Annotated in this window: 10 protein-coding genes and 1 pseudogene; 1 reads left to right on the forward strand and 10 read right to left on the reverse strand. The window is 38.3% G+C overall.

Annotation, left to right across the window (positions count from 1 at the left end):
- Positions 1-192 precede the first annotated feature (192 nt).
- The gene (locus IW492_RS09285) at positions 193-1,083 is read right to left on the reverse strand and encodes a YitT family protein (RefSeq protein ID WP_420705935.1); all 891 of its coding nucleotides are present in this window, start codon (positions 1,081-1,083) and stop codon (positions 193-195) included.
- Between the two features lie 323 nt (positions 1,084-1,406).
- On the opposite strand from IW492_RS09285, the gene IW492_RS09290 reads away from it, so the two are divergent.
- Entirely contained in the window at positions 1,407-1,901 is a 495-nt protein-coding gene (locus IW492_RS09290) for a YajQ family cyclic di-GMP-binding protein (protein WP_202067340.1), read from the forward strand.
- A gap of 661 nt (positions 1,902-2,562) precedes the next feature.
- On the opposite strand, the gene IW492_RS09295 is transcribed toward IW492_RS09290, so the two are convergent.
- The 9 genes and pseudogenes from IW492_RS09295 to licT form a co-directional block, all read right to left on the reverse strand.
- Positions 2,563-2,781 (reverse strand): hypothetical protein, encoded by a 219-nt coding sequence (locus IW492_RS09295; RefSeq protein ID WP_202067341.1) that lies wholly within the window; start codon positions 2,779-2,781, stop codon positions 2,563-2,565.
- Between the two features lie 508 nt (positions 2,782-3,289).
- Complete coding sequence (locus tag IW492_RS09300) at positions 3,290-4,258, reverse strand: asparaginase (RefSeq protein WP_202067342.1); 969 nt, start codon at positions 4,256-4,258, stop codon at positions 3,290-3,292.
- Positions 4,255-6,633: an ATP-dependent DNA helicase gene (locus IW492_RS09305; protein WP_202067343.1), complete on the reverse strand. Its 2,379-nt coding sequence runs from the start codon at positions 6,631-6,633 to the stop codon at positions 4,255-4,257. Before IW492_RS09305 ends, IW492_RS09300 begins: the two co-directional genes overlap by 4 nt.
- A gap of 144 nt (positions 6,634-6,777) precedes the next feature.
- The gene (locus tag IW492_RS09310) at positions 6,778-7,143 is read right to left on the reverse strand and encodes an MmcQ/YjbR family DNA-binding protein (protein ID WP_202067344.1); all 366 of its coding nucleotides are present in this window, start codon (positions 7,141-7,143) and stop codon (positions 6,778-6,780) included.
- Positions 7,144-7,214: 71 nt separating this feature from the next.
- Positions 7,215-7,901 (reverse strand): Bax inhibitor-1/YccA family protein, encoded by a 687-nt coding sequence (locus IW492_RS09315; protein ID WP_202067345.1) that lies wholly within the window; start codon positions 7,899-7,901, stop codon positions 7,215-7,217.
- A complete protein-coding gene (locus IW492_RS09320) occupies positions 7,888-8,379 on the reverse strand; it encodes a MaoC/PaaZ C-terminal domain-containing protein (RefSeq protein ID WP_202067346.1) in 492 nt (163 codons plus the stop codon). The genes IW492_RS09315 and IW492_RS09320 overlap by 14 nt, the downstream gene beginning before the upstream one ends.
- A gap of 331 nt (positions 8,380-8,710) precedes the next feature.
- The gene (locus IW492_RS09325; RefSeq protein WP_330927766.1) at positions 8,711-10,141 is read right to left on the reverse strand and encodes a glycoside hydrolase family 1 protein; all 1,431 of its coding nucleotides are present in this window, start codon (positions 10,139-10,141) and stop codon (positions 8,711-8,713) included.
- A 253-nt stretch (positions 10,142-10,394) separates the two neighbouring features.
- A pseudogene (locus IW492_RS09330) lies at positions 10,395-12,270 on the reverse strand (beta-glucoside-specific PTS transporter subunit IIABC).
- 138 nt (positions 12,271-12,408) lie between these two features.
- Positions 12,409-13,260: a BglG family transcription antiterminator LicT gene (licT, locus tag IW492_RS09335; RefSeq protein WP_202067348.1), complete on the reverse strand. Its 852-nt coding sequence runs from the start codon at positions 13,258-13,260 to the stop codon at positions 12,409-12,411.
- Between the last annotated feature and the right edge of the window lie 54 nt (positions 13,261-13,314).

A 13,314-nucleotide genomic window follows, 5' to 3' on the forward strand; every position in this document is an offset into this window, starting at 1 on the left:
TCAATCCCCTCTAAACTATTACAGCTTGTTCAGTTTTTGATCGTATAAAACTTTAAGTCGTGCTCTGCAGGATAGGTTGAAGAAATAGGCCTTTCCATACAATAATTTTATTTTCAAACGATCTATGAAGAACTGTTCAGTTACGCTTTTTTGATGCTTTTGATAAATTTTCAGCTGCCGCTAATAACAATTTTATTTGATCCGATGCTTTTTCAATTCAGGAAAGTTTCCGGTTGATTTAAATGCTCTTTGTTCCTCTTCATTGGCAAAACGCCCCAGTACTGTCTGGGTCGGAACTATATTCACAAATGCATTTTCATCATACATCTGCACTACCTGTTCCAATTCATATAGTTCATAGCGTGTGATGACCATCATAATCATCTTTCCTTCAGCTTTTGAATACCCTCCTATTGATGGCAGCAAGGTCATCCCTCTGGCAATTTGTTCTGCAATCCCCTGAATAACAGAATCAGGGTTTGTCGTGACAATCATTGCTGTTACTTTTTGGTGACTGGTATGCAGCGTATCAATCACTTGGGTCATGCAGTAAATGGAAATGATCGTATAAAGCGCACTCTCCCAGTTAAACAGAAATCCGGCTATAGCGACAATGATACTGTTTAAAGCAAAAATATAGTTGCCGACTGTTCTCCCTGTTGTTTTAGACAAAACCAGAGAAACAACATCCATCCCGCCAGTGGTAAAACCCATTTTCAATGAAAAGCCTGCACCGATTCCAAGCAGAACTCCGCCCACAATTGCATTCATTAGCGGATTGTCTGTTACTGTATATACAGGTACAACCATTGTAAGCAATGAAATGCAGGCAACATTCACAAAGCTGAAAATTGTCGCTTCCTTTCCAAGCTTCCAAAAGCCTAAAATAAAAATTGGCAGATTGAGAAGTAAAATAAAAATACCTGTATCTATGGTGACTGAAAAATTACTGTATAGCAGTGTCGCTAAAATTTGAGCAATTCCGTTCATTCCAGCTGAAAAAACTTTTGCAGGAATCAAAAACAAATTCAAGCCCATTGCTCCTGTCAGCCCGGTTAGGAAAATGACTATAACTCTTTTCATAAATTCTGATTTCTTTCGTGAAGCAAGAACGTTTCCCATCTACTCTACTCCTTTACTTTCAATTATTTTATATTCATCTTAACCAGATTAGCTGTTTTTTATTCTTAAGAACAAAATTGCGCATACTGAATAAGCTAAACTCTGTCATTTCAAAGGTCTCTATGTTTCCAGCCAAACCTTCCGGAAAATAATTTCTCTGATAAAGAATAACAGGTTATGGGAAGAAAAAAAAGGATTTCTCTCTGATTTTTCGGATAAGCTCTTGTCTGTTCCTGCCATCATTGATACTATTAGTAAAACAACAGTATACAGGGGGTTACAAAATGGCAGCAAAGGATGCAAGTTTTGATGTAGTTTCTGAAATGAATATGGAAGAAGTTAAAAATGCAATGCAAATCGCATTGAAAGAAATTAAAAATCGCTTTGATTTTAAAGATTCACTCGTTGATATTAAACTTGAAAATGGGCGGCTGGTCGTTGTTGCTGATGATGACTATAAGGTTGAACAAGTAAAAGATGTATTGTTCAGCAAATTAGTGAAACGGGAAGTACCTATCAAAAACATTCAGTTTTCTGATAGTGAAAAATCTCTTGGCGGAACAGCACGTCAATATGGCGAGCTGATCAGCGGGATCGATAAAGAAAATGGAAAAAAGATTAACAATGAAATAAAAAAATCCGGATTGAAAGTTAAGTCTCAGTATCAGGAAGATAAAATTCGGGTGACAGGGAAAAGCCGTGATGACCTTCAACAAGTTATTACATTGCTGAGAAAACTGGATCTGCCGCTGGAACTGCAATTTACAAACTATCGATAATATCAAACAGCCTCATGAAAACAAAAACAGCGTTTTCCTGAGGCTGTTTTTTACAGTCAGTTTAATAAATTTTTTCTAACACTTTTTTTGTAGGCAGCTGCCAACGCTTTTCCAAGTACACGCGTTTGCATCAATAATCAAACAAGGTCCTTCAATTCCTAGTGGCTCTGCCATTTAGAAATTGTTGAAATCGAAACGAAGTGTAGTGTAATGTAGTGAGACTTGTAAATACAAGGCTTTTCTACTGTTGCAGGAACAGCTAGCAGAATGGTATGCAGACGACATCCTTTGAAGGTGCAGACATTCAAGCTTTAAACGGAGTCTGCTCCCCTTTGATCCAGCAGAATGCTGGACGAACGACAACCGCTGTTGATTTATATTGGCGCACATCCAGTAGTCGCAACTGCTGGACATGCGCCACGTTTCTTGAATTAGAAGTATAACTTAGTTTTAATTTGGGCGACACACGAAAGTCCTCAGACAGGTTCTGAATTCTATTTGAAACATCTATTGCATTACAAGGCAGCTTCTTGTTCCAGTATCACCCCAAATAAATCTTCTGCTATAACTCCTTTAAAATACTCTCTATTCTTTAGGGATGATCGACCAGATTAATCCCAGCACTGCAGTAAATAAAATAATCAAAAAGAGCCACATTCAATCACCTCATTTTACAAAAGGAATCAACACCAGCAAAGAGGAAAAAAGCAGTAGAATTAAAAAAAGTAAAGACATAGAGAGAAACCGTTCCTGCAATTTCAACGATTTCCGTTAGAATCAAGCTAGTTGTGAAAGCAGTCAGTGCTGAATTCATCAGATTAAGGACCAGACCAAAAGAGCCTGTACTCTCTTTCCACCAGCCTGCTAAAAAAAGTAGCAATTGCAGCCACCCCCAGCATACTTTAACGCTGAGAATACAGCACCCTATCCGTAATAATGATAAATTTTTTGAAAAATAAGCCAATACCTGTATAGAAGAAGAGTATTTTTTTCTGGGCTATCCTTTCCTACTGGCTAAAATAGATACTATCACTGACAGAGCATTTACTAGAGCCTTTTCCAGACATTTGATTAATGGTCTCCATTAAAACACAAAGCTGGAGAATCATCGCCCTCAATAAGAAGAATTTTTCTATTCATCTGCTCACCAAGCTGTCAAACAACTGAAACTACCTTTTCTCTTGGTCTGTAACTGGAAATAACGATCATCGCTGTTATCTGATCACCTGCTTTTATTTTAGTAAAGTAAGAATAACAAGAGGAACTTAAAAAGAGCTTAAACAACAAAAGAGTTTTATCCATTTATTTCTCTGATCTCCAACTTTTCCCAGAATACAAAAAAGTGTCCGAAGCTTTTAATTTCGAACACTTTTTAGTAAAAATACCTGTTATTCTCCTTCCAAATAGGCGCGCAGTCCTTTACTGTCCTTATCACTGTTCAAGCCCACTATCAGTCGAATTCGAGCTTTTTGTCCATTTAACCCTCTGGCAAAAATCACTCCGTGTCTCTTCAGCTCGACCCCGCCGCCTTCATAAGCATAGATATCTTCCGCAATGCCATTGGAACACCGTGAAACCAAAACAACCGGTATTCCTCTATCCAGAATGACTTGCAGATTTGTCAGAACAGCTGGCGGAAGGTTGCCGGCTCCCAATGCTTCAATAACCAGTCCAGCGAGGCTTTCTGTATTAAGCAGTTTAAAAATCTCTCCGTTCATCCCTGCGTAAGCTTTCACTAAAAATACTTCTCCATCAATATTCTGAATATCACAGACCTCTTCCGGCATAACTTCTTTTATATAAAAGGTCTTTCCCTTCGTCAGCATACCAATAGGTCCAAATGTCGGTGTACGAAATGTTGCCACATTTGTTGTATGCGTTTTTGTCACATACTTTGCCATATGGATTTCATCATTCATTACAACCAGTACTCCTTTTCCTAAGGAGTCATCTGAAGCAGCCGTCCATACTGCACTCATGAAATTGTACAGCCCGTCGCTGCCAATTTCATTACTGGATCGCATGGCACCGGTTAAGACGACAGATATTTTTTTGGGCACAGTCAATTCCAAAAAATAGGCAGTCTCCTCCAACGTATCTGTTCCATGTGTAATAACCACTCCGTCAATCCCTTCTTCAATTGCATCAAGAATACGTTCTTTTAATAAGAACATTTCACTTAATGTTATTTGCGGAGAAGGAAGGTTGAACATTTCTTCTACAATCAATTCTATTTCTTCGGAAAACAGTTCGTTTTGATTCAGCAAAGGATTTTTCTCATTTAAAACGACCCCTCCTCCAATATCTTTTGACATCGAAATAGTTCCTCCTGTATGTAAAGCAAGTATCCGTTTCATTCTTTTACTCCTTTTTCAAACTTCTCTTTTGGCTGCCAAAACTGTTCGATCTGTCTTTCCAAATGAGCCAGCGTTGGTTGAACCTGCGCACGATACCAATGAGGCGGCATCAGCCGCTGATAATCCGGACTTGCAAACCGCTGATCCAGCAGCAAGACAACTCCGCTATCTGCCGCATCTCGAATCACACGACCAGCTGCCTGTAATACTTTGTTCATCCCCGGAATTTGATAAGCATACTGAAAGCCCAATCCCTGTTCATCAAAATAATGCTTAATCAGCTCCTGCTCTTCATTAATTTGAGGCAGACCAACACTGATAATAGCTGTCCCGATCAGCCGGTCTCCCTTTAAGTCGATCCCTTCAGAGAAGACGCCTCCCAAAACACAGAAACCAATTAACGTTTCTTTCGGTTTTTCTGTAAATTGTTCCAGGAATCGTTCTCTTTCTTTTTCCTCCATTTCAGTCTGTTGAATCAGCAGCTTAATATCGGGGTTCTTTTCATTAAAAGCGTCATAAACCATATCCAGGTATGCATAAGAAGGAAAGAAAAAGAGATAATTTCCTTTCTTCTGCTGAATCATGGCCGTTAGACTTTGAATTAACGTATTCAAGCTGTTTTGTCTTTCTCTATAGGTTGTCCGAATATAATTGGCAATCAGCAGCAGTTGATTTTCTTCCGGAAACGGATTAGGAATCCTGTAGGTCAGACTCTCATCTGTTCCCCCCAGAATTTCTTTATAATAACTCAGCGGTGTAAAGCTGGCTGAAAATAAAATTCCGGTATGCGCCATACTCAATTTTTGATCCAGAAGATAGGATGGATCAAGACAGAACTGCTTAATTATAATTGTATGGTTTTTCTTTTGAATATACGTACAATAATGATCGTCATAAAATTCGCTGATTTTCAAATAGTTCAACATGGAAAAATAGATTTCCAACACCTGATTTAATTCCGGCAGCTCCTGATTTTGCGGCAGCCATTCGCCAATTTTTTCCGTCAGTCGAAAAAGCTGTTTGTTCAGGCTGTCAATCGGAGCCGGCTGGGAAATAAACTCTTTTTCTTCACTTTTACAATATTCATCCAATTGATTAAGCTCATCGATAACTTGATTAATTGTACGAGTTAAAGACTTCTGCTTCTTCCCTAACAGTTTCTTCAGCACAGACACCTGAAATTTGGATAACTCTGCTGAATACATTTCTCTGGACCGATTCACTAGATTATGTGCTTCATCAATCAGAAAAACGTACTCTTTTTTTACACCCTCATCAAAAAAACGGCGAAGATAAACGACTGGATCAAATACATAATTATAATCACAAATTACTAAATCACACCAAAGACTGATATCCAGTGATAACTCATAAGGACAAAGCTGGTGTTTTTGTGCATATTTTTCAATAATAGGTCGTGTGAACTGATCCTCACTGTGAAGAATATCCCATAAGCCTTCATTCAAGCGGTCATAATAGCCAGCTGCAAAAGGACAGTGCTCGGGAGTGCAGTTTCTTTCTGACAGAAAACAAATTTTATCTTTCGCTGTAATCGTGATACTTTTGATCTTCAGTTCTTTTTGTTTCATCCCTTCAACTGCATCTTCCGCCACCTGACGAGTAATTGTTTTTGCCGTTAAGTAAAAAATCTTCTCTGCTTTCTTTTCTCCCATTGCTTTCAATGAGGGAAAAAGTGTGGAAATCGTTTTACCCGTACCTGTGGGAGCTTCCACAAATAAACGCTTTTCACTAAGAATGGTCTTATAAACACCAACAGCCAATTCACGCTGGCCTTTGCGATATTCACCATAAGGGAAAGAAAGATTTTTTAGTGATTCATTCCGAATTACCCGCCAGTTTTCATTAAAAATCAACCACTTTTCATATTCAGCCAAGAGCATATCCAAAAACTTGCCAAGCTCTGTTTGTGTATAAATTTTTTGAGTTTTCGTTATTTCCTCAGTTGTTGTTTGATAATAGGTCAGCTGCAGGACAACCTCAGTTAGTTCCTCCTGCTGACTGTATATTGCACCATAGCACTTTACCTGATTCCAATACATATCAAGCTGTTCTTCATACAAATCTTCAAAAGCCGCTTCGGAAGTTTTTATCTCGTCTATTACTATTTCTTCTTCTTCGTTTTTAAAGAGACCATCCATACGCCCTTCTACAAAATATGATGTATTATTTAATCGAATCTCTTTCGAAATTTTTATTTCTTTTTGATAGTTTTTCCCTGCTTCTTTTTGTATCTTTCTATGAATACGCGCTCCTTCCTGAGCGGTATGACTGCTGGTCTTTCGTGCATCTATGCTTCCTTTACGCAAAATAAATTCAACCAGTTTACGAATCGGAATCTTTTCTGAATCAAACACTTTCCATCACCTCGTAATCTCTCTTATTATAAAACATACGTTCGTAAATAGAAAGGATAACTAAAGAAAATAAAAAAAATCTAAGAGGAGCCTATCAGAGTCCTTCTCAGATTCTATAATTGTATCAATTATGTTTAATAAAAATTATTCGACCAGATTTTCCCTTACCTTCTTTGGCAATTTCGCTGCAGTCAGTTCGTAGGATTTTTTCATTAATCCAAGATACTCTTTCTCAGAAAATGTGCTGTCTTTAAGGATAATTGAGTTCCAGTGTGTTTTGTTTGCATAGTATCCCGGAACCACAAACGTATACTGTTCTCTTAACAGTTCATTTTCTTCTGGCAGACCTTTAAAGGTGAAGATTTCATCACCTTCTTTGTTTGTACCCATTAATGCAAAAAACTTTCCGGCAATATCAAAATAATCACATCCCCAGCTTTCCCGGTAATACACACTGGCACCCGGCAGTTTTCCAGCTTCTTTTTTGATTACTTCTTTCAGCTCTTCCATTTTTCGTTTCGCCTCCTTCATTCATTAAAAAAGGAGCTGGGAGATTCTTTCCCAACCCCATAAATATTGATTTAGTCTCTTGAAAAAATTCGCAGGAATGCCAAAAACAAATTAATGAAATTAAGATACAGCTGTAAAGCCATAAATACAGCAATCCCATTTCCAGCTGTTCCATTTGTTTCAAAGTAGATATTGCGGATTCGCTGATTGTCATATGCGGTTAATCCGGAAAAGACCAGCACAATTATGATTGATACTGCGTAATCCATTCCGCTGCTTTGGAAAATGAACGCATTCAACAGAACAGCGATAATAATTCCAAACAATGCGGCATATAATGCTCTACCCATTCCTGACAGATCTTTCTTCGTCAACACACCGACCAAAGCCATACAGCCAAATGTAGATGCCGCACTGACAAAAGCCGAAACGACTGTTGCCGGAGTATACATTGCAACAGTAACTGCGAGAGTCAGTCCGTTAATCATTGAATAAACAATGAACCCGCCAATTGCCAATGTTGGATTTTTCTGTGCTTTGGCAGCCAAAAAGAGGACCAAAGCAATCTCTACAATCCACATCCCCGTAAAGGCAAGTGGATACTTATAAAAAATCGTGAAAATTTGGTAAGCATAAACTTCTAAAACAATGTAAGAAATGATGGCACTGATTCCGATTCCCATTGCCAAAAAGCCATAAACTTTTGCATAAAAATTATTTAGTCCATCTTGGATTTTCGTTGTTTCAAACTGATTCATTTCTGACCCCTTCTTTCTCTTCTGGTTCCTCTAAATCTACATGTTTTGGCGGCTGTACTAATACAACAGCATCCAATACTCTGTTTTCCTCTTCGTTAACTGCCTCAATTGAGATTGTAACAACATCTTTCATCTTGTCAATTTTGATTACTTCAAATTGAAACGTCAGTGTTTCATAGTGAAAAACTGGTTCCAGAAAGTTAATGGAAAAATTGACGACGTGAGAGCCCGGTCCAGGCAAATGCTTTGAAATGGCACTTGTTATGATGCCCATCAACATGATCGATGGTACGATCGGCTTTTGATATTCAGTTTGTTTGGCATAATCATGTTGGATATAAAGAGGGTTTGCATCATTCGTTAAGCCTAAATAAAGCAGCAGATCCTTGTCTTCGATTGATTCCGTCAAAGACAACGAATCACCTTCCTCAATATCTTCGATGGTTTTGCCTAATTTTCTCGGTTTTCCGATGTTCAAATTAGTACACCTCCATTAATGATAAGATTATTGTACCAAAAACACTGCAAAAGGCAAGTAGGGGGAAACGGGAAGCAACACATTTGGGTGCATACTTAGATAGTGGGAGACCGCTAATCCGCATTTTGGAGATGCATCATTTAGTTGTAAAAGCGTTTCGGACAACCATTTTTCTTCCTCTTTTCACTTCCTGAAAAATGCTTGATATCCCTTTCGCTTACATTTTTAAACATTTTTTCTCAGCAAAAAAAGATTTGGAATTTCTCTCATCCAAACCTTTTTCTGCATTCATTTTTTAATGACTGAAAAAATCTAATACAACCTGTTCAACTCAGCCATTTAAAAGATTTTCACCATTTGATTCAATGACCTGTTTGTACCAATAGAAAGATTTTTTTCTGCTTCTTTCCAGCGAGCCATTTCCTTCATCGTCACGGTCTACATAGATAAAGCCATAGCGTTTGCTCATTTCACCAGTTCCAGCACTGATAACATCAATACAGCCCCATGGAGTGAAGCCGATTAAGTCTACCCCATCATCAATGGCTTTCTCCATTTCAATAATGTGGCGCTTGAAGTAATCAATACGATAGTCATCATTAATCGAACCGTCTGTTTCAACGCTATCAAAAGCACCTAATCCATTTTCAACGACCATCAGCGGAACTTCATAACGTGAATAAATCTGATTTAGTGTGTAGCGCAATCCAACAGGATCGATTTGCCACCCCCAGTCGCTTGTTTCCAGATATTCGTTAGACACTCCGCCGAAAAGATTTCCACCCGTTTTATCATCACGATTGTCAATATCATCAGTCACACAAGTCGTCATATAATAGCTGAATGTGTAATAATCCACCGTTCCAGCGGCTAACAGCTCTTCATCTTCTTTTGTGATATCAATCTGAATGTCATTTTTTTCAAAATAGCGCTTAATAAAATATGGATATTTCCCTTTAACCTGAACATCACCGCAGAAGTAATTGAATTTATCATTAATTTGCTGTGTTTTCAGAACATCTTCCGGACGACAAGTTTTTGGATACATGGTTATATATGCCAGCATGCAGCCAATTTTAAACTCGGGATTAATCTTATGACCGGCAACTACTGCACGTGCTGAAGCAAGAAAAACATTATGCAGTGCCTGATACTGTTCTGTTTCCGTATACTCACGATTGAACAGACCATTAATCCGTTTTCCATGCTCCATTGTTCCAAAGTTAATCTCGTTAAAAGTCAGCCAGTATTTCACTTTGTCTTTGTAGCGTTCAAAAAGAGTGGTCGCATAGTTTTCATAAAAGTCGATTGTTCGTTTATCCAGAAAACCATCATATGTTTTTCCTAAATGAAAGGGCAGCTCAAAATGCGAAATAGTCACAAGTGGTTCGATCCCATATTTTGCCAGCTCATCAAATACATCATCATAAAATTGTAAACCTGCTTCATTTGGTGTCTCTTCATCGCCGTTGGGGAAAATCCGTGTCCATGCGATTGACATGCGATAAACTTTATAACCCATTTCTGCAAATAGTGCAATATCCTCTTTGTACCGATGATAAAAATCGATCCCTGTATGACTTGGATAATAATATTTATCTGTATCAATTACCGGATCAAATGAACGATGTATGCCGGAAGTACGACTTCCAGCTCTATTATGATCACTGATGGAATCTCCTTTACCGTCTACATTCCATGCCCCTTCACATTGATTGGCAGCTGTTGCACCGCCCCATAAAAAATCTTTTGGAAAACTCATCATTTATCTCCTTTGCTGATTAATATCATTTTTTAAAACAGAAGGGGCCTGTGACATAAGTATGTCTGAGACCAGACCCCTAAAGCCGAATAAACGGTACTCTAGTCTTTGTATGATCCGAGCATTCGTAAGAAGCGTAGGAACCATTTGCTACTGCGATGACTCGACGTATGGGGAAGCTTTGTCACAGCCTACTTTGCTGATAAAATTTTCCGACCGCTGTCGTTAATTCATCGTTTGCTGTATTAGCTTATCAGTTTGAGATGACAGCAGTAATCAGTACCTCGCCTTTTTTCACTGATGATTTGGAAGATGCTATCACATCCGCATAATCTGGTGTATTTGTAACTATAATTGGTACCTGTGTACTGTAACCGGCTTCCTCAATCGCTTTAATATCAAAAGTCACCAGCTTATCACCTTTTTTCACTTTTGCATGTTGTTCAACAAACGCTTCAAATCCTTCTCCTTCAAGCTGCACAGTGTCAATACCTATGTGAATCAGCACCTCTGTTCCATTGTCTGAAATTAAACCAATGGCATGTTTTGTAGGGAACAGCGTCATTACTGTTCCGTCAAATGGTGCAACAACCTCACCAACAGTTGGTTCAATCACAACACCTTTCCCCATAATACCTTCTGAGAACGCAGCATCTCTAGCTTCACAAAGAGGAAGAACATTTCCTTCCAGTGGTGAATCAACTTCTTCTTTACCCAATTGCTTTTTTTGACCGATAGCCGCCTTTTTTGCCTCTTCTTTTGACAGAGCTGCCGTAGGCTCATCATCTTTAAATCCTAATACCCAAGCCAGTGCAAAACCAGCTGCAACAGCAATTGCATCTAAAATCATACTATAAACTGCAAATTTGACCGGTATATCTAAAGATTCCAAGCCCACCCATTTGATATGCTTGAATACCCAAGCCCATTGCAATTGCTCCAGTAACAGCACCGACAGCACAAGAAGCCCAGAAAGGTTTCTTTTTCGGTAAAGTAATACCATAAATTGCCGGTTCAGTTACTCCGAAAATTCCTGAAATGAAAGCAGGTATAGATAGTTCCTTCAATTTTGCATTTTTTGTTTTCAGCATTACTGCAAGAACAGCCCCTGTCTGGGCAAAAGATACACTTCCTGATGCAGTTAACAGGGCAGTTGGTTCACCTTGAGATAGGGCAATAATAACAAAGGGAATCAGTGCCCAGTGCATACCGAACATTACGAGAATCTGCCAAGAGAATCCAAGGATTGCTCCAAAAATAATTGGATTGAAATCTTGAACAGCAAGCAGCCCATTTCCCAAGCCATCAGCAACCACGTTCATGATCGGTCCAATAATTAAGAAGGTCAATGGGATTGTGATTAATGCTGTAAAGAATGGCACCAGAAATAGTTTTACTACATCTGGAATGATCTTCCTCAGCTGCTTCTCAAGCAGCGCAGCAAATGCTGTTGACGCAATGATCGGCATAACGGTTGAACCGTAACCAGCAGCTGGGATCGAGAATGGAATTCCAAAGAAATTCAGACCTCCGCTTTCAGCAAATGTCGCTGTTGCAGAACCGTCAATAAAGCCAGTATAAACTAAACTTGAAGCGATCATCATTCCAAGGAATGGAGAACCGCCAAATTTTTTCATTGCTGTATATCCGATAAAGATCGGTAGAAACAGGAACAAGCCGTCTCCCATAGCATTAATAACAGCGTATGTTGAGCTTGCTGAAAACTCAGCACCTAAAGCAAATGCCAAAACTGCATTCACACCTTTCAGCATACCTGCTGCAGATAATGGTGCAAGAATTGGCTGAAAAATGCCTGAAATCATGTCTACAAATCGATCGAATAAGTTCCCTTTAGGTCCATCATCAACTACCGGCTCCAATACGCCCAAAACACTGTCTACGTCTTTACGAACATCCGGAACGTGATTCCCAATAACTACTTGGTATTGTCCGCCCGCCTGCATAACAGTAACAACCCCATCCATATTTTTCAATACTTCTGTATTTGCTTTACTTTCATCTTTCAATTTAAAACGAAGGCGTGTAATACAGTTTGTTAATGAATTAACGTTTTCCTTGCCTCCAACTTCTCACACGATATTTTTTGCTAACTCCTCATATTTACCCATTTTCTTTCCTCCAAATTTATGTTTATTATTTTTATTCAGAGGTCTCGCCAACTCAATGTCACGATCCAGATCCTTTCCACAGGTATACTGTCATTCTGCGCTCCTTTCTTCCTTTTTTATCTTAAGGAATTTACTTCCTCAGTCACAGTTTTTTTCAATGATTCTGGCTAAATGTATTGTGATATAAACTTGCTCATCCTTTGAAATATCATAATCACGACGGGTTTTTAACAATTCAGAAACTTTCTTCGTTGCTTCAAAAGCCTCCGGGTATTGTTTACTGACCAGAGAAAACAGCTCATTCTCAATCTGATTTTCTTCCTGATCTACTGGGTTATCGCGTAATACACGTTCTGAAAAAAATTTTAAGTGTGTAATAAACCGTTGAAAATAAATATCATTTTCAACAAAATTAATACGCAAGGTATATTTTATGACCGTCAATATTTCTTCAATCAGTTGTGTAAGACTGACTGCATCATCATGATTACTGTCAATTTCAGCATTTGTAATATGCAACGCTAAAAACCCTGCTTCATCGTCGCTTAGCTCTGCATTTAACTGATAGTTGACTGTTCGAATGGTCTCTCTGGCAATCTCCAATTCCTCTGGGAAAAAGCGCTTAATATCCCAAAGCAGAAAATTCTTTACTTGGATATTTTTCCTGCTGCGCTGGATAGATGAATGCAAGTGATCGGCAATTGCAATAAATGATGTTTCATTCAATTCTTTATTCAAAATTTTTTTAGCATTTGAAATTGTTTTGTAAGAAATATCTATTATTTCTTCAGGTATTTCTGAGAATAATTTTTTAATTTGTTCTGTCTCCACCTGATTTTTCAGCTCAAATACTTTTTCAATTTTTGAGTTGTCCACTTCAGTACCAAGCTTCTTTTGAAATCCTAAACCATTTCCTGTTAATATCACTTCTTCATTATCCTCATTCAAAACAATCACAACGTTATTATTTAGAATTCTTAGAATTTTCAAAACAACCTACCCCCATTTGTTTGTAACCCAAACCTGAACATAGAAAAAGACCTA

Source organism: Enterococcus sp. BWB1-3, assembly GCF_016745275.1.
Classification (GTDB): Bacteria; Bacillota; Bacilli; order Lactobacillales; family Enterococcaceae; genus Enterococcus_L.

Coding starts and splice junctions, on each gene's coding strand:
- IW492_RS09325 (WP_330927766.1), bottom strand. CDS start 10,141: ATGAGTTTTCCAAAAGATTTTTTATGGGGCGGTGCAACAGCTGCCAAT.
- IW492_RS09300 (WP_202067342.1), bottom strand. CDS start 4,258: ATGAAACGGATACTTGCTTTACATACAGGAGGAACTATTTCGATGTCA.
- IW492_RS09315 (WP_202067345.1), bottom strand. CDS start 7,901: ATGAATCAGTTTGAAACAACGAAAATCCAAGATGGACTAAATAATTTT.
- IW492_RS09310 (WP_202067344.1), bottom strand. CDS start 7,143: ATGGAAGAGCTGAAAGAAGTAATCAAAAAAGAAGCTGGAAAACTGCCG.
- IW492_RS09285 (WP_420705935.1), bottom strand. CDS start 1,083: ATGAAAAGAGTTATAGTCATTTTCCTAACCGGGCTGACAGGAGCAATG.
- IW492_RS09290 (WP_202067340.1), top strand. CDS start 1,407: ATGGCAGCAAAGGATGCAAGTTTTGATGTAGTTTCTGAAATGAATATG.